Origin of the sequence: Photobacterium alginatilyticum, assembly GCF_009910675.1 — a bacterium.
Lineage (GTDB): Bacteria > Pseudomonadota > Gammaproteobacteria > Enterobacterales > Vibrionaceae > Photobacterium > Photobacterium alginatilyticum.
In genome coordinates, this window is the sequence record NZ_RSEJ01000010.1 from 156496 (window position 1) to 181263 (window position 24768).

At 47.7% G+C, this 24768-nt stretch carries 21 protein-coding genes, 1 tRNA gene, 1 pseudogene and 1 riboswitch; of the genes and pseudogenes, 13 read left to right on the forward strand and 10 right to left on the reverse strand.

The window, feature by feature from the left end; genetic code table 11:
* Window positions 1-81: 81 nt before the first annotated feature.
* Both EIZ48_RS11660 and EIZ48_RS11665 read right to left on the reverse strand, forming a co-directional pair.
* Entirely contained in the window at window positions 82-768 is a 687-nt protein-coding gene (locus tag EIZ48_RS11660; RefSeq protein ID WP_160651311.1) for a TSCPD domain-containing protein, read from the reverse strand.
* A gap of 12 nt (window positions 769-780) precedes the next feature.
* Window positions 781-2931 (reverse strand): adenosylcobalamin-dependent ribonucleoside-diphosphate reductase, encoded by a 2151-nt coding sequence (locus tag EIZ48_RS11665; RefSeq protein ID WP_160651313.1) that lies wholly within the window; start codon window positions 2929-2931, stop codon window positions 781-783.
* A gap of 432 nt (window positions 2932-3363) precedes the next feature.
* On the opposite strand from EIZ48_RS11665, the gene EIZ48_RS11670 reads away from it, so the two are divergent.
* A tRNA-Cys gene (locus tag EIZ48_RS11670) sits at window positions 3364-3437 on the forward strand.
* Window positions 3438-3665: 228 nt separating this feature from the next.
* On the opposite strand, the gene EIZ48_RS11675 is transcribed toward EIZ48_RS11670, so the two are convergent.
* Entirely contained in the window at window positions 3666-4286 is a 621-nt protein-coding gene (locus tag EIZ48_RS11675) for a thioredoxin domain-containing protein (RefSeq protein ID WP_160651316.1), read from the reverse strand.
* A 198-nt stretch (window positions 4287-4484) separates the two neighbouring features.
* Here EIZ48_RS11675 and yegD point away from each other — a divergent pair, with 198 nt between their 5' ends.
* Complete coding sequence (gene yegD / locus EIZ48_RS11680; RefSeq protein WP_160651319.1) at window positions 4485-5837, forward strand: molecular chaperone; 1353 nt, start codon at window positions 4485-4487, stop codon at window positions 5835-5837.
* 78 nt (window positions 5838-5915) lie between these two features.
* Here yegD and EIZ48_RS11685 read toward each other — a convergent pair whose 3' ends face one another.
* Window positions 5916-6215, reverse strand: coding sequence for a high-potential iron-sulfur protein (locus EIZ48_RS11685; RefSeq protein WP_160651322.1), 300 nt, complete (start codon window positions 6213-6215; stop codon window positions 5916-5918).
* Between the two features lie 392 nt (window positions 6216-6607).
* On the opposite strand from EIZ48_RS11685, the gene EIZ48_RS11690 reads away from it, so the two are divergent.
* Window positions 6608-7264, forward strand: a complete 657-nt coding sequence (locus EIZ48_RS11690; protein ID WP_160651324.1) for an HAD hydrolase-like protein — start codon at window positions 6608-6610, stop codon at window positions 7262-7264.
* Between the two features lie 224 nt (window positions 7265-7488).
* Window positions 7489-7902, forward strand: coding sequence for an ester cyclase (locus tag EIZ48_RS11695; RefSeq protein ID WP_160651327.1), 414 nt, complete (start codon window positions 7489-7491; stop codon window positions 7900-7902).
* A gap of 72 nt (window positions 7903-7974) precedes the next feature.
* Here the strand turns inward: EIZ48_RS11695 and EIZ48_RS11700 are convergent, their stop codons facing one another.
* Window positions 7975-9351 (reverse strand): alanine/glycine:cation symporter family protein, encoded by a 1377-nt coding sequence (locus EIZ48_RS11700; protein ID WP_160651330.1) that lies wholly within the window; start codon window positions 9349-9351, stop codon window positions 7975-7977.
* A 97-nt stretch (window positions 9352-9448) separates the two neighbouring features.
* Window positions 9449-9561, reverse strand: a riboswitch (glycine riboswitch).
* Window positions 9562-10279: 718 nt separating this feature from the next.
* Between EIZ48_RS11700 and EIZ48_RS11705 the strand changes: the two genes are divergently transcribed.
* Both EIZ48_RS11705 and EIZ48_RS11710 read left to right on the forward strand, forming a co-directional pair.
* Window positions 10280-10987: an AraC family transcriptional regulator gene (locus EIZ48_RS11705; RefSeq protein ID WP_160651333.1), complete on the forward strand. Its 708-nt coding sequence runs from the start codon at window positions 10280-10282 to the stop codon at window positions 10985-10987.
* A 239-nt stretch (window positions 10988-11226) separates the two neighbouring features.
* Complete coding sequence (locus EIZ48_RS11710; RefSeq protein WP_160651336.1) at window positions 11227-12366, forward strand: J domain-containing protein; 1140 nt, start codon at window positions 11227-11229, stop codon at window positions 12364-12366.
* A gap of 90 nt (window positions 12367-12456) precedes the next feature.
* Here the strand turns inward: EIZ48_RS11710 and EIZ48_RS11715 are convergent, their stop codons facing one another.
* Both EIZ48_RS11715 and EIZ48_RS11720 read right to left on the reverse strand, forming a co-directional pair.
* Window positions 12457-15546 (reverse strand): efflux RND transporter permease subunit, encoded by a 3090-nt coding sequence (locus EIZ48_RS11715; RefSeq protein ID WP_192928550.1) that lies wholly within the window; start codon window positions 15544-15546, stop codon window positions 12457-12459.
* A gap of 3 nt (window positions 15547-15549) precedes the next feature.
* Entirely contained in the window at window positions 15550-16683 is a 1134-nt protein-coding gene (locus EIZ48_RS11720; RefSeq protein WP_160651339.1) for an efflux RND transporter periplasmic adaptor subunit, read from the reverse strand.
* A 389-nt stretch (window positions 16684-17072) separates the two neighbouring features.
* Here EIZ48_RS11720 and EIZ48_RS11725 point away from each other — a divergent pair, with 389 nt between their 5' ends.
* The 5 genes from EIZ48_RS11725 (at window position 17073) to EIZ48_RS11745 (ending at window position 20434) form a co-directional block, all read left to right on the forward strand.
* A complete protein-coding gene (locus EIZ48_RS11725; protein WP_160651342.1) occupies window positions 17073-17717 on the forward strand; it encodes a TetR/AcrR family transcriptional regulator in 645 nt (214 codons plus the stop codon).
* Between the two features lie 145 nt (window positions 17718-17862).
* Window positions 17863-18651: a transporter substrate-binding domain-containing protein gene (locus tag EIZ48_RS11730; RefSeq protein WP_439126576.1), complete on the forward strand. Its 789-nt coding sequence runs from the start codon at window positions 17863-17865 to the stop codon at window positions 18649-18651.
* Window positions 18652-18814: 163 nt separating this feature from the next.
* Window positions 18815-19417, forward strand: coding sequence for a beta-phosphoglucomutase family hydrolase (locus EIZ48_RS11735; protein ID WP_160651354.1), 603 nt, complete (start codon window positions 18815-18817; stop codon window positions 19415-19417).
* 66 nt (window positions 19418-19483) lie between these two features.
* On the forward strand, window positions 19484-19972 hold the full coding sequence (locus EIZ48_RS11740; protein ID WP_240152945.1) for a hypothetical protein: 489 nt from the start codon (window positions 19484-19486) through the stop codon (window positions 19970-19972).
* Window positions 19973-20104: 132 nt separating this feature from the next.
* Window positions 20105-20434 carry a hypothetical protein gene (locus tag EIZ48_RS11745; protein WP_160651356.1) on the forward strand — a complete coding sequence of 110 codons (330 nt, stop codon included), beginning with the start codon at window positions 20105-20107 and terminating at the stop codon, window positions 20432-20434.
* A gap of 18 nt (window positions 20435-20452) precedes the next feature.
* Here EIZ48_RS11745 and EIZ48_RS11750 read toward each other — a convergent pair whose 3' ends face one another.
* Window positions 20453-21049, reverse strand: coding sequence for a hypothetical protein (locus EIZ48_RS11750; protein WP_160651358.1), 597 nt, complete (start codon window positions 21047-21049; stop codon window positions 20453-20455).
* Window positions 21050-21066: 17 nt separating this feature from the next.
* On the reverse strand, window positions 21067-21978 hold the full coding sequence (locus tag EIZ48_RS11755) for a WYL domain-containing protein (protein WP_160651360.1): 912 nt from the start codon (window positions 21976-21978) through the stop codon (window positions 21067-21069).
* A 513-nt stretch (window positions 21979-22491) separates the two neighbouring features.
* Between EIZ48_RS11755 and EIZ48_RS11760 the strand changes: the two genes are divergently transcribed.
* Window positions 22492-22995 (forward strand): hypothetical protein, encoded by a 504-nt coding sequence (locus EIZ48_RS11760; protein ID WP_160651362.1) that lies wholly within the window; start codon window positions 22492-22494, stop codon window positions 22993-22995.
* 106 nt (window positions 22996-23101) lie between these two features.
* Window positions 23102-24619: pseudogene (locus EIZ48_RS11765) on the forward strand (class I SAM-dependent methyltransferase); the annotation flags it as partial.
* Between the two features lie 11 nt (window positions 24620-24630).
* On the opposite strand, the gene EIZ48_RS29070 reads toward EIZ48_RS11765, so the two are convergent.
* A partial coding sequence (locus EIZ48_RS29070; RefSeq protein WP_160652717.1) for a transposase occupies window positions 24631-24768 on the reverse strand: 138 nt, incomplete at its 5' end.

A 24768-nucleotide genomic window follows, 5' to 3' on the forward strand; every position in this document is an offset into this window, starting at 1 on the left:
AAAAGTATGGCTGTTCTATCGGCTCTTTAATATCAATTCAGTAAAAAGAGCGAGATTATCGCGTCTAATTAATTATATAACTTAACCGCACTTGGAATCGCCACAGTTGAGGCAAGTTTGGCAGCCGTCTTTGACGATTACCGCTTTGGTGTGGCATTTATAGCAAAGGGTCGCGCTTGGCGGGAAGTTACCCTTGTCTTCTTCTTTTTCATCCTGTGCTGCTAGTTCAGCTTTTTTTGCATCAAGAAAAGCCTGCTGGTGTTCGTCTACCTCAGGCTTGCCCAGCATGCCGATTTCTGTCAGGTGCTGCTCGATGACATTGCCAATCTCTGCTATCAGAGACGGGACATATTTGCCTTTGTTCCAGTAACCGCCGCGAGGGTCGAATACCGAGCGTAGCTCTTCAACCAGGAAGGTACAGTCGCCGCCTTTACGGAATACAGCCGACATTATACGCGTCAGTGCAACAATCCACTGATAGTGCTCTAGGCTCTTCGAGTTGATAAACACTTCGAACGGACGGCGCACTTCATATTCTGTGCCTTCATTCAGTACAACATCATTGATGGTAATGAACAGGGAGTGCTCAGAGATATGCTCCGGAGTCTTTAGTTTGTAGGTTGTGCCCAACAGCTTTTCTGGCCGTGGCATATCTTCATGCATGTGCACAACTTCAATTTCTGGTTTTGCTGGTGCCTCTGGCTGAGCGTCTTGCTCCTGGCTCTTTACTTTGAAACCAACAATTTTGCTGTCAATTTTTTTGACCATGATTCTCTAACCTTAAAATTTACCGTAGTAACCTTCTTTCAGCGCATCATAAAGGTTCGCTGCAGTGTGGGTTTCGCCGTCATATTCGATTTCTTCGTTGCCTTTGGCTTCGAAGGTGGAGCCGTCTTCAAGGTTGAACACATAGGTGGTGTTCTCAAGATCCTGCTCTTTGACCAGTACGCCCTGGAACACTTCAGGATTGAAGCGGAACGTCGTACAGCCTTTCAGACCTTTGTCATAGGCATCCATGTAGATGTCCTTGAAATCCTCGAACGGGAAGTCTGTCGGTACGTTGGCGGTTTTAGAGATAGACGAGTCAATCCAGCGTTGTGCCGCGGCCTGAACTTCGACATGCTGGCTTGGGGTAATATCATCGGCGGTGATGAAGTACTCCGGTAGTTTTGCTTCTTCTTCGGTGCTGTATGGCATGGCTTTGTCATTGATCAGCTCGCGGTAGGCAAGCAGCTCAAAGCTGTACACATCAACACTTTCTTTCGTTTTCTTGCCCGTCACAATCACGTTTCGTGTGTAGTGGTGGGCAAAGCTTGGCTCGATACCGTTACTGGCGTTGTTTGCCAGCGACAGCGAGATAGTGCCTGTCGGGGCGATGGAGCTGTGGTGGGTAAAACGCGCACCGTGCTTGGCTAGCTCCTCGACAAGGGCTGGTTCGACTTCAGCGACTTGCTGCATGTAGCGGCTGTATTTGGCATGCAGCACTTTACCTTTGAGCTTGTCGCCGACCTTGATACCGTCCTTTGCCATCTCAGGGCGCAGACGCATCATCTTGGCAGTGATTTCAAACTCTTCATTCATTACTGGTGCCACGCCTTTTTCTTTGGCAAGGCTAAGGGCTTCTTTCCAGCCGGTGATCGCCATTTCCTGGGCAATTTGCTCGGTAAAGGCTACAGAGGCTGCGCTGCCGTATTTGTGCTTCAGCATGGTCGTTGTCGAACCAAGGCCCAAAAAGCCCATACCGTGGCGGCGTTTATGCTCGATCTCATGGCGTTGCTTTTCAAGTGGCAGCTTGTTGATTTCGACCACGTTGTCTAGCATACGGGTGAAAATAGTCACAACACGACGGTAGGCATCCCAGTCGAAGTGGGCGTTGTCAGTAAATGGTTCACGAACAAATTTAGTCAGGTTAACCGAGCCCAGCAGGCATGCGCCGTAAGGCGGCAGCGGTTGCTCACCGCATGGGTTGGTAGCGCGGATCTCTTCGCAGAACCAGTTGTTGTTCATTTGGTTGACCTTGTCGATCAGGATGAAACCCGGCTCGGCGTAGTCATAGGTTGACGTCATGATAACGTTCCACAGGTTGCGGGCAGGCATGGTGCGGAATACCTTACATGCAACTCGACCTTCGCTATCTTCGACAAGATCTTCTTTTGTCGGCCAGTCAGTCCAGACGATAGACTCATCATTTTGCAGATCCAGTCCGTCTTGTTTGGCTTCTTTGGCCGTAACAGGGAACATCAACTGCCACTCGCGATCGTTCTTAACGGCTTCGATAAATTGTTCGGTGATCAGCAGAGACAAGTTGAACTGGCGCAGGCGACCATCTTCTCGCTTGGCGCGGATAAAGTCGATGATATCCGGGTGGCGGATGTCCATGGTGCCCATTTGCGCACCGCGGCGACCACCGGCCGACGAAACGGTGAAACACATTTTGTCGTAGATATCCATGAATGACAACGGACCGGAGGTATAAGCACCAGCACCCGAGACAAACGCACCGCGCGGACGCAGGGTAGAGAAGTCGTAGCCAATACCACAGCCAGCTTTTAGCGTAAGCCCGGCCTCGTGTACCTTACCGAGAATATCATCCATCGAATCCTGAATAGTGCCGGAAACGGTGCAGTTGATCGTCGACGTAGCTGGTTTGTGTTCAAATGCGCCGGCATTGGAGGTAATCCGGCCTGCCGGGATAGCGCCGTTACGAAGTGCCCACAGGAATTCGTTGTACCAGTGTTCTTTGACTTTATCTTCTTCTAAATCAGCTAACGCGCGAGCAACACGTTTGAAGGTATCGTCAAGCGTGACATCAATAGCTTTTCCATGCTTTGACTTAAGACGATACTTGCTGTCCCAGATCTCCATCGAGGTAGATTGGTATGCAATATCGATTGCTTGAGATACTTCAGAAGCTGTTGGGGTTTTCGCCATTATGAATGCACCTTAATGTTTGTCATTTATTCCTGCACGATTGATATAACTCAGAATCATAAAAAACTGCTTTATATCCATATGACGTTCGTTGAGCCTGAACGTAATATGTTGTGGCAAGGTGGCAGATCAAACCACTATATATGATGATCTTCAAGTCTTGACAGCCATATTATCTACCCATGTGATCCGACTGTTAAGTACAAAGATCAACAAGTGTAAAAATTGTTTTGCATTGGTATTGAAATCACTTTTGCAAGCTTGGGGTGGGGGATATGAAAACAGATAGCGTAAATCTTGATCGTTCAGCGCTTAAGGGAGTCAAGAGTATAAGAAAACGCTTGTGCTCAACGTCAGGATATGGATAATTCGCCTCGTCTTCAGAGAGTGGCCAGTCCTCACTTTCTATCTTGTTTCCTTGAAACAAAATATGGCGCGTTGGCAGAGTGGCTATGCAGCGGATTGCAAATCCGTGGACCTCGGTTCGACTCCGGGACGCGCCTCCATCTTCTCGCGTTAAACTCACCAATCAGTATTCATTCCCCGTTATCTTAGTTTCACCCTTTTCACCATCGATTAATTTATCATCTGATCAATCCGTTATCTTATTGTTTGAATGTCTGTAGGTGTAGATGTAGGTGCCGGTAGGCTATGAGATTTTAATTTTAGTCTGAGATACAAAAACAGCCCCGAATGAGGCTGTTTGTTGGTTGCCAGGTGTTACCCCGGGATGCTTACTTGCCGTCTAGCTTAGCAAGATAGCTAATTGTATTGGCCATGTCTTCCAGGCTTTCATGTGCGCTGCTTTCAACGAGATACTTGCCCTGAACAAGGAAGGCCGGGACAGAGGCAATTTCGGCGTTCGTGACGACTTGCTCTGCTTCAGTTAGCTTCTGATACACTTGTTTGTGCTGTTCTTCGGTCAGTTCAAAAGGGCTAGTCAGATTATGAGTGGCGAAAATTTTGGTCAGTAGTGTTTTTCGCTCACCTTCAGTGACAGTGTCACCTGTGTCCTGTACGTAGGCGAACAATGATTCCATTAGCGCAGCATCAGGTGCCCCATCGTTCTGAATAGCGACCGTATAGTAGATATAAGCTGCGATCTGAGCACTTTTATTGAACGTGACGTGAACTTTGTCGATATCGACGCCTGCTAGTTTTTCGATCTCAGGTAGCATTGTCTCCATGCTACGGCAGTGCCCGCAAGCCAGCGAGAAGACTTCGATAACAGGCGCAGCATTCTCTACCGTTTCTGCAATGATTTTGTATTTAACACCTTCTTTCGGTGTTGCAGCATCATTACAGCCAGCCAGAGCAAGAAGGGCGACAAACAGAGGAATTATGGATTTAAGCATTGTTAAGATACTAACTAGTTAAAAGTAATCATTAATTATGGCTGAATCCTGGGGAAAATACGTGGTAATACATCAAAACTTACATAGTTTTACCTATTAGGGCTAAATACTGGGCCAAGGCCAATTGTTCACTTAAGTGATTGTAGAATTTTTAAATTTCTGTATGATAAGCGGCTTTTTTCTGTGTGGAGGTACGGCATGTACATAGGTTTTGATTACGGAACAGCAAATTGCTCTGTCGCTATGATGGCACAGGGAAAACCGCAGCTGCTATCGCTTGAAAGTGGCAACAAGTACATACCTTCCACACTGTGCGCACCAACCCGGGAGGCGGTCAGCGAATGCCTTTATCGCCATATGGGTGTGGAGCCGGGAGATAAGGTTGGCGAGCAAGTGCTTCGCCGGGCTATCGCTCTTAACCGTGATGAAGACATTATTGTCGAGAAGGGCGATCTGCTTTTCGGACAAGCGGCGCTTGATTTGTACCTCGATGATCCCGAAGAGGTGTATTACGTAAAATCACCCAAATCTTTCCTCGGTGCAAATGGCCTGCGCGATGTGCAAATCAGTTTCTTTGAAGATCTGGTCTGCGCCATGATGAGCAATATCAAGATGCAGTCGGAGCTGTCGCTCGATAGCTCTATCGAGAGCACTGTGATTGGGAGACCGGTGAACTTTCAGGGAACCGGAGGCGAACGAGCCAATCAGCAGGCTGAAATGATCCTGAGCCAGGCTGCCAAGCGTGCCGGGTTCAAGCACATTGAGTTCCAGTATGAGCCTGTAGCAGCAGGACTGGAATATGAAAGTACACTGACGGAAAACAAAACCGTGCTGGTGGTCGATATCGGTGGTGGTACAACAGACTGCTCTATGATCGAGATGGGCCCGGATTGGCAAGGAAAGGCCGACCGTCAGGAAAGCCTGCTGGCGCACAGCGGCCTTCGGGTCGGCGGTAATGATCTGGATATCCACCTTGCATTTCGCCAGTTGATGCCGATGCTCGGCCTCGGCAGCAAAACCCGCAATGGGATTGATATGCCGATCAGCCAGTTTTGGAACCCGATAGCAATCAATAACATTGTTGCCCAGACCGAGTTCTACAGTGCGTCTAACCTAACGGTATTGGATCAGCTGCGACGTGATGCTGCTGAGCCGGAGAAGCTGCTTCACTTGCTGCGTGTTTATCACGAAACACTGGGCTATCAATTGGTCAGAAAGGCGGAAGAGTGCAAAATTGCTCTATCGGATGCGGCATCCTGCCGTGTTGAGCTTGAAGGGTTGTCGGAATTGCTTGATGTTTCTGTCACGCAGCAAGATATGGCTGCTGCCATTGAGTCGCCAAGGGTTAAGATGAGCCAACTGGTAACGGAAGCAATACAGCAAAGTGCTAAAAAGCCCGATGTCGTCTACATGACGGGAGGGACGGCCCGTTCGCCGATCCTCAGAGCCTGTATCGAGCAACAATTGCCTGATGTCCCTGTTGTCAGCGGAAGCTATTTTGGCTCAGTGACTGCCGGCCTGGCAAGGTGGGCAGAGCGCTGTTTTGCCTAAGCGCTGTCGCTAGAAAGCCCGCTAATGTCGGGCTTATTATGTTCGAATGCTCTAAACACGATTCATCAGAGGTGTTGATCAGCCAGCCCAGGCTGAACACCAGCCGCTTGAAGAAACTAGCTTACCAGGGAAGAGTTGACACGGACGCCATTCATCACCCGCCTCACCTTGAAGCAATACACAGTTCGAACAGTTTCTGTCCTCGTACGGTGACTTATGCGTGTACTTGAGTGCTGATGCTTGTGCATCGCTTTCATCTAGGTGGGGCAGGTCAGAAGCCTGAGCCGGCTTGATTAGGTTTTTCCCTCCCAGCGTAACTCCGATGACACCGGCGAGGGTGAATTTTAAAAATCTTCTTCGATTCGATTGATCATTCATTGTGACTTCCTTCTTGTGCTTTTCGACATTGCTTCTCGTTTTTATTATGAGGCGACGGGCACCTGTATTTAGATACCAAGCAAAGCTGGCTAGATAAGTTTGGAAGGCAAATAGCCGGGCGTCATTTTCCTTTTTGCGAAAGTGCTTAATTAGTTAGCAATAAGAGCGAATATAGAGGACTCGATCACCTAGTAGGTATGCAATGGATTACATCTATTAACAAATTTTTAATAAAAATCGTGTCGCCCTGTCAAGAATAAGTGTTTGACTAGCAAAGGTTTGAGTCTGAGCAAAAAAACACAAAATTTAGCAACCCCACTGTTGCAACATTTCCTTTACAAGCGCATGCTATGACCGCCTTACCAAAGACGAAAAGAACAAAGGTAGAGAAAATGAACTTATTCCTTATTGATATTGATGGCGCGCTGGTTGATTCAGAAAGTGTTGATATGAAGTGTTACACCCAGGCCGTGCAGGATGTGTTGGGAATTCATATTGAGGAAGATTGGAGCCACTACCGGAATGTGACTGATTCTGGTGTACTGGATGAGATCATAACCAAGCATAAGATCACTGACAGCCGTTCACTGATCCACCGACAAGTTGAAGCGAGATATCTACAATTGATCCAGGACTACCTGGCCAAGAATCCGTCAGAAGTCAGCCAAATTCAGGGAGCCAAAGATTTCATCGATCAGATGCGAGAGAGAGAAGATACCCATGTGGCGATTGCCACCGGCGGATGGGAATCAGCAGCCAAGCTGAAGCTGCGTGCTGCGGGTATTGATATCGCCAACATGACGTTTGCTTCTTCTTCAGACGCAATGAGCCGGACTGAGATCATGGCGCTGGCAGCATTCAGGGCCAAGCAAGATTCAGGTGCGACGTTCCAGCGCCGGGTTTTGTTCGGACATGGGACATGGAACAAGCATGCCTCGCAAGAGCTAGGGTATGACTTTGTCGAGGTCGGCGATAAAGGTCAGCATCATCATCACATTCCGAACCTTGTCCACTACCAGGCGGCATTTTCCCAGTTGGCCTTACAGTAATCCCTAACGGCAACCTCGAACAGCAAAGCCTTTCATCGCCGGATCCCCTTTGGCAATATGCCTGGGGATCCTACTCCTCCACCAGCATTAATGTTGAAACATTGTCGCGGTATTTTTGCCAACAGTATGAAGGGCAAAAGTGTCAAGATATGAGCAAAGTGTCATTTTTTTGTCTAGTCTTGCTTATGGAAGCGCAAGAAAAAGCAGTTGGAGTGATATCGCGCATGATGAATGATAATGAATGGGTAGTTCGCTGGTTTACGGATGTTTGGAGCAGGGCAGATGGCGGCTTACTCGCAGAATATGCTACTGATCCTTTTAACTTTCATTTGCCCGGCGGCAGGGTACTTACTCTTAGCCATGTCGATTACCTGAACTTTATATCCATCTGGTGCCAGCGGTTCAAGAACGTCAACTTTACCATTAAAGATGTGATAAACGACGAAACGAAGACCGTAGCTCTGTACCATTGCAGTGCGACCTATAATGGTGGCTGGGCGAGGATTCCGGCCAGAAAGCAGCATGTAGAGATGACAGGCATGGTGTTTTTCAAGCGGGAGGAGGGGATGATCACCGATTGTTGGCTTGAAGACAGTAGCTTTGATTTGTACCAGCAGTTAACGCGATATCTTGACTAGGCAAGCGATTAGCAAAAAGAAAGGCGATATCTACCGATACCGCCTTTTTTAAGGAATTTGCTTCGAGCTATATTAGGCTGTCTGGACGTTTTGGTCCTGAGAGAGCTTAAGTTGTTCGAAGAACTGCTTTGTCTCGCTAACAATCACTTCTCTCAGCAGGATCAGGCCAATCAGGTTCGGAACAGCCATCAGACCATTAACGATGTCTGCGATTAACCAGATCATATCCAGCTTGATGAAAGCACCGCCTGCAACAAGGACAAGGAAGAACAGTTTGTATGGAAGAATCGCTTTTACACCAAATAGGTAAGTAACACAGCGTTCACCATAGTAGTTCCAGCCAAGGATAGTGGTAAAGGCGAAGAACATCAGGCCGACAGATACCATCAACGGCCCCCAGTAGGCAGAATCCAGGCCGCTTGCAAATGCGAAAGTTGTCATCTCGGCACCGGCGTAATCGCTTTGCCACGCACCGGTTACAACCAGAGTCAGACCTGTCATGGTACAAATGATAATGGTGTCGAAGAAGGTACCAGTCATCGATGTCAGGCCTTGCTTCACGCATGAGTCAGTCTTGGCTGCCGCTGCCGCCATAGGTGCGCTACCCAGACCTGATTCATTCGAGAAAACACCGCGGGCAATACCAGACTGGATGGCAAGCATAATGCCGGCACCGACAAAACCACCAGCGGCAGCATGACCGGTAAAGGCTGAGGTAATGACCAGCTCGACGGCGGCCGGCAGTGCATCAGCCTGAGAGGTCAGTACTGTGATACAAGCCACAATGTAGAACGCGGCCATAACAGGTACAACTTTACTGGCAACACTTGCAATCGACTTGATCCCACCAAGGGTTACTGTCGCGACAAGAACCGTAAGAACGATGACTGTGATTTCTCGCGGCATTTCAAACGACAGGTAGGCAGCATCTACAATAGCATTGGCCTGCGGAAATGTGCCGATACCGAAACAGGCAACACCAAGCGCAAAGATTGCAAAGAGTTTGGCCAGCCATTTACTTCCGACACCTTTTTCCAGGTAGTACATTGGACCACCAATCATCTGGCCGTTAGAGTCCGTATCGCGGTATTTAACTGCTAGCAGACACTCGGCGTACTTGGTTGCCATACCAAACAGCGCCGCAAGCCACATCCAGAAAAGCGCGCCCGGGCCACCCAGCTTGATCGCTGTCGCAACACCGACAATGTTACCGGTACCTATTGTGGCAGATAGCGCTGTACACAAGGCGGCAAAGCTGGAAACATCCCCGCTGCCATTGCGATTTTTCTTGTTTGAGAAAACATAGCTAAGCGCGAGAGGCAGGTGGCGAATCTGGATAAAACCAAGGCGGATAGTCAGGTATAGACCGGTACCAACCAATAGAATAAGTAGAGGCGGACCCCAGACGAAGTTATCAATAGTTTGTAGTAAATTGTGTAGCGGATTCATTATTCTTCTCCCCTTAAACATCAAAGGAAGAGATAAAAAACAACAGAAAGGTGGTGTTACAGAAAAGCTGTTTTCAGTTTTTTTCTAAGCTGTTGATCTTATCTCCTCTGTCCTTTTGCCTGAGAGTTTCACTAACCACTCCTGCAAGGCAGAGGGTGGAAGCTTGCTCCTTCGGCGTCCGATTTAACGGATCTCTCCAGAGGCTCCTCCAACAACAGTCCATACCATAATATCAACTCAAGGAATTAACATTGCGGTGCCTGAAAGATTTACAACTTAATAACAGAAAGATTCTGGTTAGTTAAACTGCTTACTTCTTCGGCGGGCGGATACAATAACGTATCTTGCCACTCTCCTGCTGTCTTCATCGGAACTCATTTTCGGGCGACATACTAAATGATAAAAATGTGATTGTCTGCAAAAAAATCGCACAAAACGATAAAATTTTCTTAGCAATGCAGCTAAATCATTTTTTGGGTGTATGGAGCCGCATTTGAATACGCTATTTAACGTTCAATTTGCACCCAGCTCGGAGGGGAAAATGTTGCAGTGTTATTTTTTTATGCTCACCTATACTATTTTGTAGGCAGCTGGTGACGGAGAAAATATAGAATAAATTGAAATTAAAAATTGATTTTAATTGCTAAAAGAAATATTAGAAAAGTGTTTCCTGCCTACTTTATCAGCTAACCCATTGATGTGACAAAGCTAGCATAGAATCTGATCGTTGTTGCTTAAATTTGAAACAAAAGCAGCCAGCTGGAATTATTTAGGTTTCTGAACGTTAATTATTCATAGCAAGTCAATTTTTTGACGTTGCGGTCATAACAATTCTTATAAAGATTCAGGTATTCATCGACAAGGAGTGTTTCACCGCAGCATACAGTTTTTTTGTATGTACTTATGACACTAGTAGTAAGGTGAATTTGTGATTTGGGTTAGTTGCAGTCATTACGACAAAATGGCAGACGCCAGAGAAAATCTTAAGCTATCACATAACGTCGTTGATGTTTCGCCTTTTGAGTTACTTTCGACAATGACCGGACAGGAATTGATTTTCCTTGAGGTTGTAGATTCCACATCGGAAGGTTTTGAGTTATTGCGATCTATCAAGAACCGTTTTCCGTTGGCAAAGGTTGTGATTGTTTATCACAGCCTGGATGCCAATCTGGCACTGAATGTACTTCGGGCCGGTGGCGAAGATGTGATTGAAGCCAGTGCAACAAGACAGGAGCTTGACGAGTGCTTCAGTCGTTTGCATACCCATCAGGTAGAAGCGGATGCCGATACGGGGTTCGAGCACCGGGAGTTATCGATACGGCCTGCACTCAAGATCATTGATGAAAATATTAGTGCACCGCTGCGAGAAGAAGATCTGGCGAATGCCTGCCATTATTCGCCAACGTACTTTTCACGATTGTTCCATAGCATAATGGGTGTCACGCTCAAGCAATACATCATCAAAAAGCGGCTTGATCTGGCCTGTGGGTTGTTGAGCTCGGACCGGGAAAAAATCTCTCAGGTTGCCAACTCGGCTGGCTTTAAGGATGTCTCCTATTTTTCCCGTGTTTTTAAGAAGCATATGGGGTGCTCACCGGGAGAGTTCAGAATGAGAAAGCACAACTTGAATACCTAAAGAGGCTCAATGAGGGAAGCATCGCTGTGTTTTCCTTTAAATTTGTGCTGGAGGTATCAAGTTAGCAGAAATCTGCCGATAACAGACTACATACGGTTTTCATGCCTGTATATTATCAGCTCGCATGAGAATAATATTCGACTATATTGATTGCATATGGACTTAGGCAAGCTGCACATTTTACAGGACATGCGCAGTATCGCGTAGACAATCAGTAGTTAACGGCATCTGCAGATAGAATGACATCTTTTCACGATATATTAGGTACAGACAGCAAGACTCCAAGTGCTGACGTAAAGCGACGTTACAAGTTACTTTCTAGCCGCCTCCATCCCGATAAAGGCGGCTCAAAAGCAATTATGCAATTGCTTGTTCAAGCTTACGAAAAAATAGGTCAGGGTAAGGGGCACGAGGAAGCGGTCCGAACGATCTATACCAAGAATGGGACGTCGGAAGCAGACAAGCAGAAATTCCAGCAACTTGAACGAGACTGTCAGGCTCTTAAACGAATTAATGAAGAGCTTGACCGTCAGCTTAAGCTCGAGCAGCAGAAGAGCCAATTGCTGTCCAAGGAAAGCGAGCGCTATATGAGCGCTTCGGAGGACGAACTGAAATGGCTGCGACGGGAAAACAAACGCCTGAACAGTCAGCTTGAAGAAGCTCGCCGGAAACTCAGTGATACAAACCGGACGGTAACAACCGTGCCGCCGAGAATGAAGGCCGAGTCATCGCCATCTCCCCTGAGCGAAATATCTCCCAAGGTGATTAGCCAAATCAAGGCGTTAGGCCACTTTAATTTCCGCCGCTTCGGGTTAATGCTGATGATGCCTCTGGTTATTGCTGGCCTGCTGTTTACGTTGGGCAAAGAGCCTTTGCTGGCGATGATGGCACTGTTTGAAGAGCCTCAGCCGGAGCCGGAAGTGAAGGTGACGATTATCAATAGTAACCCAGCCGATGATCTTCAGTTACAGGATCAACTTGCGGTGACGACGACTAGCGCTGCTCCAGCAAAGCCTGTACCTGTCCCACGTATCCAGTTGGAAAGAGCGGTTGGGGTATGGCAGCTACGTTATTTTGAAGAGAATAACCGTCCTTACATCGCTGTTCGAAGTGAAAAGGGATCCTATATCGTCAGAGGCTGTGATGCTAAATTCCAGTATTACCGCAATTCGAATTTGCGTTCAGGCAGAATGGCAGCAAACCTGATTTTTGACAGGAAGGAGCGCCACTTCCTCGTCTACAACATCCCTTACGGTAATGGTTCCTTCGCCGGGAACTGGGCAGAAAGCAAAAGCTTGCTGATAAACGGTGAGTACTTTCCGAATGAAGGGTTTTCCGCGGCATACCAAGAGCTCGAGATGCTATGTATGCGATATTAAAATAGAGATAGTAAAAAAGGCACTTTATGTGCCTTTTTTATTGTTTTCTGACGTGGATGCTTTCGTGTATCGGCTTATCGCTGTGAGCGATTAGGCCTCTACCAGCTTTCCGTCACCCAGTGGTTTCTTGATGACTGCAAGCCGGTAGGCTGCCGGAACGAAATAGAACGAGACGATGGTTGTTAGTAGCGTACCGCCCGCAATGGTGACTGCAAACGGTGGCCAGAATCCACCCCCCGCCAGAATCAACGGCATAAAGCCACCGATTGTGGTAATGGTGGTTGAGGTGATATGGCGGGTACAACTCATCACTGCGATCAGAATAGCATCGGTATCACCTTGCAAGGCTTTCGGGCTGGCTTTGAGCTCGGCAAGAATCACGATTGCGGCATTGATTGCCAACCCGACAAGGCCAAGCAGGCCGATGATCACGGTAAAGCCAAACGGATAGCCGAATACCCATACCGACAGTATGCCCAGTCCCGCCGCTAAAATGCCGACGGAGAAAATGATCAGGCTTAGTCGGAACGAGTTAAACGAGATCACAACCACCATCACCAATAATGCTACTACCATGGTGAGGTTCGCCATCAGGTTACCGACAGACTCATTTCGTTCTGCCGACTCACCGCCAAATTCGATGGTGTAGCCCGACGGAAGTGTCTGGGCGTAGGCCTCCAGATTTTCCTGGAAGTGATCGAGTGCCGTTTGTGGCAAAACACCAGCCCGGATATACCCTTCGATAACGTTCACCCGTTGTCCGTTACGGCGTGGAATTGCCCCACGGGTCGGCGTCAGCTCCAGATCTGCCAAGGCAAATACCGGAAGTCCTGTCAGCCCTTCGCTGGAACGAACCGGCAGACGCAGGCTACTCAGGTTGGCCATGTTTTCGCGGTTTTCGTCTTTCACTCGGACACGAACAGGAATTGACTCTGTCGCTTCAATCACATTGCCGCTGATGCGCCCGGTAAGCGAGGCATGTAGCAAGTCTGCCAATTCACTCAGGGAAAGACCGCTAAGCTGGCTGGCTTCTTCATTAACATTGATCCAGACCTTAGGTGTGCCGGGTTGCAAGGTCTCGCGGGTATGGGTGACATCTGGTGTTTCAGCCATGATCAGGCGAATATCTTCACCAATCGACTTTAACCGATCCAGATTCGGGCCATACAAACGTACTTCAAGCGGCGCATTGAATGGAGGCCCTTGTTCAAGCTTTCTGACCAAGATCTGGGCCTGAGGCATGGCTTGATCAAGTTTGGTTTGTAGTTCCGGGATCAAGCTGTTGGCGGCCTTGAAATCGGTGGCTTTTACCATTGCCTGGGCGAAGTAGGGCGCACCTTGCTGACCGCTAACAAGGTTGTAATAGAATGATGGGAAATTGCCGCCTGCCAACCAGCTAACTTGCTCGACGGTGTCATATTCCGCCATGATCTGATCAACCTGTCTGGTGGCATCGACTGTCGCATAAATACTGGCCTGAGGTGGTAAGAAGACCTGTATTTCGAACATGTCACGATCCGAAGGCGGGAAGAATTGTTCGGTGAGCTGAGATGTACTCCAGAAGCCGGTAAACGGTAAAACACAGACAAGTAACGCGGTAATCGCTGGATGCTTAATCGCGAACTTTACTGACTTTTCAAACCGGGCACTGAGTGCCGGGAACGAGATGCCAGTGTGGTACCAACGCTGTGCGCTTTTTTGTGCGGGCAGCCAACGGGAGGCGAATCCTGCCACGATTGTGTGGGATATCAGGTATGAACCGATCAGCGAGAAGCAGACGGTGATGGCGATGGCGCCAACAAATTCTCCTGCCGGGCCGGGCATCAGGAAGATTGGTGCAAATGCCAGTACAGTGGTCAGCGTCGAGCCCAACAGTGGGATCCAGAGGTGGTTCACCGCTTTTACGGCTGCACTGAGTTTGGCAACGCCTTGCTGGCGATAGTGCTGGATGGTATCGACCATGACGATCGCGTTGTCCACCATGATCCCGAGTGCCACAATCAGTCCGGTCACCGACATCTGGTTAATCGGCATTCCGGTAAATTTCATCATTGTCAGGGTAACCAGACTGGTAAGCGGCAGAGAGAGCGCAACAATGATGGCTGAGCGTATTCCCAGCGTCAGCAGCAGAACAACCAGAATAATGGAGAACCCGAGCAACAGGCTTTCATTGAGCTCTGATAGACGAGTCTCGGTATAGCTTTGCTGTTCAAAAACAAGGTCAACGCTGATATTGGAAGGAACCTCTTGCTGATAGCTATCAAGTAGTATTTTGACCCGCTGGGTCCATTGATCAACACGAAGTGTCGGCTGCATTCTGGCCGCAACAAGAATGGCAGGCTTTCCGTCAATGACGGCTAACTCAGCAGGTGGTGAGGCGTGTGTGCGCTCGACTTCGGCGATATCTTCCAAACGGATCATATAGCCACTTTCGTCAATGGCTACCGGCACTCGTCTTACTCTGTCGAGTGAATCCAGCGAATCTGACACTTCCAGCGTAAAGCGATTGGCACCGTTGACCAGCTCACCCGCGGAGTTTTTGGCATCGGCATTGTTGATTGCATTGGACAGGGAAATCGCTGAGCGTCCCAGGGCACTGGTGACGCTCGGATCCATGGTCACCAGGATCTCCTCGTCCGGTAGCCCGTACAGATCGACGAACTCAGTACCATTTAATACCCGCAGGCGGTTACCCAGCTCGATGGCATAGCGACGCAGAGTCAGCAAATCGGGCTCGGTCGGTCCTTGCCATCTCAGGGCAGTGATCACCGTAAAGGCATAGCCATGGTCATCATCCAGCTCGGGCACAGATGCGCCTTGTGGCAGTAACGGCTGTGCATCGGCCAGTTTGTCTCTTGCCCGTGACCAAACGGGCTCGGCGTTGTTTACTTCATCTTTCAGCTCAACCCTGACAACGGAGATCCCCGGCCGCGAAACAGAAGCGAGCAGCTTCACTTCATCAAGCTGGCGCAGGCTAGTTTCAATCTTTTCCGTCACCAGCGCTTCGACTCGCTCGGCTGTTGCTCCGGGGAAATGGGTGATCACACTGGCAAAACGGTTGTGGATCACCGGATCCTCTGCGCGGGGCAGAGTATTGATGGCGGAAAGACCACTGACAATAAGCAGTGCCACCGCCAATACCAGTAGCCGCGTGTTGCTGATAATGTGGTTTATCTTCATGGGTTACGCCTCGTCATCCGTATCATTTAGAGGCAAAGGAAGCTTCTTTACCGGCATCACTGCCTGTCCCGGTACCAGGCGATGAAGTCCGTCGGAAACCAGACGCTCGCCATTGCTGATCGCTCCGGTAACGAAAGCGTGATCGTTATTGGCATAGAGTACCTGAACCGAGCGACGCTCAATGCGCAGTTCCTGATTATTTTCGTTGAGGGCAAAGACATTCCAAACACCACGTATGCCATCAGTCATTGCAGACAGTGGGATCCAGTAGCCAGGTTTTTCCCGGATGTCACTAAATAGCAGATAGGCGAGTTCGCCATCAATAACGTTAGCATTCTGCGGCAGGCCAAATCGCAGCTTCACGGTACGGGATCCGGTGTCTACCCGTGCACCGGGATTGAGCAAGCTGGCTTGGTAGGAGCGGTTGCCGATCCGTAAGGTCCAGTCCGCCTCTTCGCTCATCTTGGCCAGCTGTTTAGCCGGAATGCCTATGTGCGCTTCTTTATTGGTACTGGCAAGCAAAGTCAGTGTTGGAGCGCCGGTATTGACGACATCGCCCTTTGAGACAAAGCGGGCACTGATAGTGCCGTCGTACGGTGCAAACACTGTCGATTTTTGCTGTTGTAGCTGATTGGCTGCCGCAGAGGCTGCGAGCTGGCGGAAATTTGCCCGCAGGGCATTTCTTTGGCTGTTCAGATTATCGATTTCAGATTCGGCACTAAAGCCTTTCTTCTTCAGTGCTTTTTGTCGTTTAAGGTTGGCTTCTATTAACTCCAGCTGGGCTGTAATTTGTGCTTGCTGGGCGCGGAGCTCGTCAGCCTGGGTCTGAAGGAGCTGCTTGTCGAGGATGATCAGCGGATCGCCTGCTATTACTTTGTCGCCGACATCGACAAGAAGCTGTGAAATCTTTCCACCGAGTTCTAGGCCGAGGTTGGCCTGCTGGCCAGCCTGAACCGTGCCGACATACTCCCGCTCAACCAGATAGTGGTCAGAAGGTGCGAGGGTGACGGTATTGACCCTTGGTAGCTGCTGGGTTTCACGTGTTTGACTTGTTTCTGTATTTGATGTGTTACATCCGCTCAGTAGTGCAGAGGCAACTAATAGGCTACAGGCTGTGAACTTTAATTTCCGTCGCATGGTAATTCATCCTGATTAGGGTTTATACCCAAGCTACCTCAAGATGCAGGATTCAGAGTGAGACCAGCGTGCTCAGTTCAAGGAAAATAACGGTAGGAATGGCTACCCCTTTCAACGTTATTTGACACAGAAATGAGTTCGCTGGCTCACTCCCAAAGGGCGAGTTTACTTGGCTTCTATGCGTTGTTACCGATTATTGATTTAGAACCACTAGATCTTCAAATCGGTGCCTAGCCTAAAACCCAAGTAATTCTCGCTGAAACGAGCATCTTGAGGTAGTTTGGGTATATGCTAAAACTAGACTGTCTAGTCCATATAGGTTAAAAGTAATTCAAATGAACTAGACTGTCCAGTTTGATTGTGTCAAAAGTATCAACAATGATGTAAGGATGTTAATTGTGAGTGGGCCAGTATTGAATCCGAGAAGCGCAAAGAAGAGAGAGCAGATCCTAGAAGCGGCCGGTGAGCTGTTTGCCGAGCAGGGGTACGCCATCAGTATGGATGCTATTGCAGTCAGAGCAAAGGTTTCCAAGCAAACGGTGTACGCCCACTTTAAAACCAAGGATGATTTGTTTGATACCTGTATTCGGGCCAAGTGTACGGCCAATCAGTTGGACGGTAGTTTGATTGATGACTCCAGCACGATGCGTGAAGTACTTTGTGAGTTTGCCTGGCGGTTCCAGAATATGCTGATGAGTGATGAGGCGCAGCATACTTACAAGACGTCAGTAAGCCAAGCCGATACACACCCTGAACTTGCCCAGGTGTATCTCAATGCCGGGCCCAAAACGACAACGGATATGGTGGCCGAATATTTGGGGCACAATGTAGAAAAAGGGGTTATTGCTATTGATATCAATTTGCGTGATGCTGCCTTGCAGCTGCTATTGATGCTTCATGGCAAAGCTGTGTACTGGAAATACCTCGGTCAGGATAGCGGTGAGTCCGATGAAGAGCGTCGTGTGTATCTGGATCGGTGCGTGGACCTCTTTCTCAAGGGATATGATTGCCAGGAATTGGCTTCTTCGTCATAACCCCGCAAGGAGCAACACGGAACGACAACTTTTGGGGTATCACTTCTTTGCGAAATGCCTGATCAAATTACTGCTATCTTTAAACGTATGCGCTTGTGTATTCAGGTAGATTGGGGGAGAGGTATCTATGAGAGCGTTGTACGCCCTGAAGAAAGTTGTCGTCGTTGTTTTTGCTTTGGTGTCGGTGTTTTCAGTTCCCTCTAATGCTGCTCCTAGTCGTTTGCAGGAAATAATAGATCGTGGCGTGCTGCGAGTCGGGACTACGGGAGATTGGAACCCGATGACCATCCGTGATCCTGCGACCAATTTTTATAAAGGTTTTGATATCGACATCACCACCGAGCTGGCGAAGGATTTGGGGGTGACAGTCGAGTATGTCGCGACGGACTGGAAAACCCTGGTCAGCGGTGTCGTTACCGACAAATATGATATGACAGGTAGCGCGGCGCTGAACATGAAGCGGGCGCGAGTCGCCGGTTATAGCCAGCCGTATTTTAATCTCGCTTTCGTTCCCGTTATTCAAAAGCAGAATTTTAAACGCTTTCGTAAATGGAGTGACTTCAATTCGAGCTCTGTGACGATCATTTCGACCAGAGGAACGGTTCAAGAGTCGCTGGTACAAGAATTATTTCCCAAAGCGCGCCATAGTATCATTCAAGCTCCCCTCCGTGACTATCAGCAGTTACTGGCCAATAAAGCGACCGTCATTGTGACATCGAACATCGAAGCCGCCACAATCACCAATCGATTTCCTCAGCTAACTGTTGCCAAAGTCAACGGTATGCGCCGTCCGACACCTGTGGCTATGTTGTTGCCCAAAGAAGATCAGATCTGGATAAATTACATCAATCATTGGATCGAGCTGAAGAAAACGCAGGGTTTTTTTGATCGGATAGCCAGAAAGTGGGGACTGGTTAGGTTGGATGTTCGTTAAGTCTCAGAATTCATTTCAACCTAAACGTTTGCCTGTGGAAAAGGTAACGATTTGACGAGATCGTGCAGCTATACAGCTTGAACATATGCAATAAAAGTGACATGGTGGGTTGATAGGTTTTAGGAGAAAACAGGAATAGATACCCGCGAGTTAAAGGAGCAATATGGACTTAACACCCTATAAAGGACTTATTTTTGACATGGATGGCACCCTGATAGATTCAATGCCGGCTCATGTTGAGGCGTGGAAAAAAACATGCGAACTCTTCGAGATCCCGTTCGACGAGGAGTGGTTTTATAGCCTGGGTGGTATGCCGACGATAAAAACGGCGCAGGCAATTAACCACCGTTATCAGCAGAACTTTGATACCAAGCGTTTGGCGAATACTAAAAGCGAGTTTTTTGAAACGCTGGATTTTAAGGGTGAAGTGATATCTTCCACCTACCAGTTGCTGATCGATAACAAATCATCGAAGAAGATTGCCGTCGGCACCGGATGCCGTCAGATGAACGCATTACCACTGCTTGGCGAAACAAACATTCTGCCGTTGCTGGATGCGCTGGTCACAGCCGATGACGTAGAAAAGCATAAACCCAACCCAGATACCTTCTTACAGGCTGCACAGCGCATCGGTGTTGAGCCTTGCGATTGTTTGGTCTTTGAAGATACCGAACTAGGCAAAACCGCGGCACTGGCAGCTGGAATGGATTGTGTGCTGGTAGTCGATGGTGAAATCTCGAGCCTGACGAAGGCGAGTACTCGTTAAAGAATCAGATTACACCTTGGCAAAGAAAGGGTATTCTTCCATACACTGAATGAATACCCTGACAACATGATGAAAAAAGCAACCGCAGAACAGAAACAAGAACACGCCGAAAGAGAATCATCCGATCACCGCACAGCGTCTAAAGAGCAATACCCAATATCAGAGACCCGTTTTTGGATTCAACGCCTGAGTAAAACAGGGGTGAGAGCTTTGCATATCTTGGGGATCGCAGGCTCAGCCGGCGGTATTCTGTATGGTGTCGAGCGCGAGTTATGGCTGAACTGGTGGGTTATGGCAATGGTGACTGGCGTTATCCTAATGACGCTGGAAATCAGCCGATCCAAATTATGGTTAATTCAGCTAAAAGGTGTGCTGACGCTGGTGAAGCTGATGTTGCTTGCTTCCTTCTTTATTATTCCGCAGCACAAGCCCATGTTGTTTATTACTGTCTTGTTAATGTCAGTGTTTATCGCACATGGACCGGCAGGTTTACGCCACTATTCTATTTGGCATCGACGCCGTATTGATGAAAAGCAAGGCAAGAAAAAACGCTGAATGGAAAATCTTCGAAGCATATCGACAATGTAAGCACCATCGTACCCTGAAGTTTATTGCACTGGCTGCTATAATTCAGCATAATATTGCTATTACACTGATTATAAAACTTTATTTGTCAAGGATTTGGCTTTGAAACCATTACTGAGCATTATTCTACTACCATTGCTTCTTGCTGGCTGTTCACAAACCGTGGACGAGCGCGCCGATGAGTATGTTGATTTGAGCTTCACATTGTGTGGCGCCAAGGTAAAAACCTACTCTCAGGGAGATGATGGCAAAATCAGGGTTATCTGTGAAAATGACAGTTACTTCCTAGTAAAAGACAAAGAAACACTTGCCTATATGAACGAGCTAAACGGCGCATATTGTTACGGCAAAGGCTTCTCTGTTTTCAACGAGCGTAGTAACTACTACACATTTACCTGCAAGGACGAGAAAAGCTTTAACATTCCTAAGTAACTTCAATAATAGGATGTATTAAGCGTCAACCTTTGTTAAGCAGAAGGCGTCGGCAGGGCCCTCTACGGGTGCAATCATTGCTACTAGGGTTGCATTGGGTGTAAGCGATTCTTGAACCCGCTGAACCGTTGCTTCAAAATGATTTAAATTGCCCTGATTGTTGGTGTAAACAAACAGGGCATTATAGATCGTACTTTTCAGTTTCGATTCTGCTTCAACCGTCATTAAAGACAGCTCTCTGCCTCCTGTTTCCAATGCCCACTGAATATCAATAACACTAACGCCAATGAGTTGTTGTTGGGTAAGCCCCTGAACAATAGCTAAGATAAATTGCTTTACCTCATTCTTATCCTTTGATGTGAAAGGCAGAAAGTTAGCCGATGCGCCGTGATTGGTTCTGTCTTCAATTGTCAGGCGATAGGCATCGCTAGGAGCGTTATCAGACAACTCTTTCTCGAGGGTAAAAGTTAAGTCAAACTGGCCCTGTTTATTTGGAGCCTTCTCAAGGTGATGAATAACCTCTGGATCGCATTGCTTCAAGCTTATAAAGTTTGACCAGTGTGGACCAATAAAAGCAAATGCATATTTATCGTCATCAATGATTGGCTCGAACATGTTTCTTTCCTCTCTTACTAAGCCTCATAACCTGGAGCTAGCATCGCGCTGTTGACCTGATATAGCGCTTGCGGATTTGCCAGCGCCAGTTGATAACCAACACACTTGTGCAACTTGCCATCTTTGCTGCAGTCGACTTCCCATTTACGCAGAAGGTATCCGGCAAGCGCCGCACGCGCTTCGATGATTCGTTTGCCATCCTTCATTTCGTAATCAAGCTCAATGGCTTCAGGGTTATCCTGCTGAGGATGGGGGATCAGTTCAAGCTCGATAAATTTCTGCCACTGGCGATCTTCACTCGCTTGCTCATGGTTGGCTGGCGATTCGTCAATAATGCGTGCTGATACAACTCTGTTGCAAACGACATCCATAAACCGTGCGTTCTTGCGATCATAAGAGCGGACATGCCAACGATTGCCTGAATCGACCAGGCTGTGCGGCACAATTTCACGTTGCCCCTTTCCGCTGGACGTCGAGATGTATTCCACTTCAACCGCTTTGTTGCGATAAATGCCCTCACACAGCACCGCCATAATTGCCGTTTTCGGAATAGTCAGTGACTCCGGTGATTCGCAGCTGATCGGGAACGCCTGGAATCCTGAAAAGCCATCGCCGTAACCCAGCGATACGGTAGCGAGGGTTTTCTCGAGATCCAGATTAAACAACGGGGTGAATGCTGGCTGCTTGTAATACTTTTTTGAACGCATATCCAATTTCAGGTTGTCAGGCGTTATCTCTTTATACAATGCAAAGTCGCGGGTTGTAGCAGCATGCCCGACAGCAAAGCGATCAATCAAGTCCTTACGGGTTACCTCACCCAGGAAATAGAGTGCAAAGTCAATAAAGGCAAGCCGTTCTCGTTGTGCCGAGCCGATAGCGTCAAGCTTCTTGGTGTTATCCATAATGTGATCGTGTTGATGTAAAGACATGGTTATTTATCCAGTATTCCATATGCAGATCAATATATACCGAAAATAAGTAGATGCAAGACCTGAAACCAGCATTGGTGTGTTTTGTTCAGTGATAAGGCACACGAAATTGTTATTTTGTGCACGGTATATCGGTAGGTAGGAAAATCTTCGGAAGTACTGATTAAATTAACAGGTTTACATACTCAAAATCAGTAGATATCATTAATTGTACTGGTTTTGATTATAAGTTTGAATCTATATGGTTTGAAGTGTCTGTGATTTAGTCGATTTTGAACTGGACCGCAGCGCAAACATGTAGACAATGTCGTTAGATATCAAATAGCAATCGATGCCGTCGAAGTAATTGAAATAAAGGCTAAACCAATAATGAAAAGTTCCCTTGATTATGGAGAATAGCGAGTGAATGAGAAACATTGCAGTGTGAGTGATTAGCAGTGTGGCATGTAGACAGTTACGTCTATGTCATCAGCATAGCGAACACAGCAGATTAGGTAGTGGTAGAAAGTGATATTGACAACAAAACAGCTTACGCAAGCGTATGGTGTAATGCTTCAGGGCTTGGTAAGTCTCGATGACAACTTGAGGCAAGGTGTATTGGTGTATATCGAGAGCCTGATGCTGGAACAAGGAATAAAGCGAGAAAAGTATCTGTCACTTGATGACCTCAATAGCCATTATCCTTATGTTTGCATGGGTTCTTACATGCCTATCGACTTTTTCAATGTTGATTCCTCATACTCAAGGGCGGCCTGTAATGATCAAAATTTTAAGCCGATTAGCCTGAAGCTCTGCACTGTCATTCTGGATAATCATAAGCCGGTTCATCGCTGGCAAACGGTTGGCACATTCCGGTGTGATGATATTGTTGGTGCAATTGATGCGTTACTTGAGACACTCAGCAACGATGACTTCTTTAGGGTGTGCATAAGCTGTAACAAGATTCGCCCTGCAGGGTATCTGAATCATGATCAGGTTTGTAATTGCTGTAGTGATGAGCTGCTAGGTGTGGCGTAGTTACCGCCAACAGCTAATTATGCTGGAAAACCTTCTATCTTATTGATGCAATTAAAATTTACTGCAGATAAGATGTGAGTAATTGCATAGTATAAGTGTCATTGTCGTGAACCCAAATATTCAGTTCTACCACCAAAACGCTTCAAGTCTTGCTGAAAGCTATCAGCAACTTTCCTTTGAGGATGTTCATTTCAGTTGGAAACCCTTTTGGCCAATTACTGGTGATAGCCAGCAGCCAATGCGGATCTTAGATATTGGCGCTGGCAGCGGTAGAGATGCCAAGTGGTTTGCTCAACACGGTGGTGAGGTATTCGCAGTTGAGCCGGCAGCATCACTTCGTCAATTAGGCCGTGAGTATACTGAAGGGCTGGAAATCACATGGTTTGATGATAGTTTACCTGAGCTGAAGAAGATCGTTGATTTAGGAATGCGTTTTGACCTTATTCTTGTCTCGGCGGTGTGGATGCATATTGCCAGCTCTCAAAGAAAGCGGGCATTTCGCAAGCTAGCTAACCTGCTGGCTCCTAATGGCAAACTGGTGATTTCGCTCCGTCACGGCGATTTCAATGACGGCCGGGTGAATAAAGGCGTATCAGTTGAAGAGCTGGAGCTATTGGCAAAAGATTATGCCTTGCAGCTGTGCCTGAAAACTGAACTTGATGCTGATGCCATGGGGCGAAGTGATGTTCAGTGGCAGACAGTGGTACTGAATATGCCGGATGACGGCAGTGGTGACCTGATTAAAGTTCGTCACATCATTGTGAACGACAGCAAGTCGGCAACTTATAAGTTGGCATTGCTACGTACGTTGCTTCGTATAGCTGATGCTCATCCCGGCGCGGTGTTGGATAGGGCTGACGGTAAAGTCGCTTTGCCTCAGGGGCTCGTGGCACTTTATTGGATCCGTCAGTTCAAACGACTGATCGACATTGAAATCGGTGGTATTTCAGGTATCCAACAAAACAGCAACACAAGTAAAGGGTTGGGGTTTGTCAAAGAGGATGGTTGGAACAAGTTAAAACACTTGGCGGCTGATGATTTGGCTGTTGGTGCTTTGTTCTCTGGTGATGATGCCAAGGCAATGCAGAAAACCCTTAAAGATAGTTTAGTGACGATTAAGCAGGGTCCAGTGACCTTTATTTACCAAGGCACCAAGGAAAATAAGCTGTTCGAGATGTTGCCGCCATCAAAGCGAAGAACACATCTTTCCTCTTTTTTTATCGATAGTGAGTTTCTGGCGAGCTTTGGCACTTTCATTCTTGATGAAAGCCTATGGGAGTGTCTGCGTCTTTACGGCAGTTGGATTGAACCGCTGGTGGTGAACCAGTGGATACTGGAAATGCAGCGTTTTGAAGCCAATAAGACTCGTAATATCGGTTTGCAGACATATCATGACAGCTTGATCTGGGTTGATAAAGATCATGACACACGGGAGGTACGCAAAAAGGTGGATGCGTTACGTCAGTGTGGCACAGAAATCCATAGTGTCTGGAGTGGTACCAAACTGCGCGGCCAGTACCATGTTGATCACTGTTTGCCGTTTGCCTACTGGCCGAACAATGATCGTTGGAACTTACTGCCGACGACAACAACAGAGAATCTGAACAAGAGAGACAGGCTGCCAAAAAATAAGGTTCATCGCGGCTTTCCGGGGAAAGCTGCTTTTATCTTTAGGAAGAAGTATTCCGTATCTCGATATCCGTATCCCATACGCTTGATGAGTTTTATCTTGTTATTGATCCCCTCCAGCGTACAAGTATTCAGATGATATGA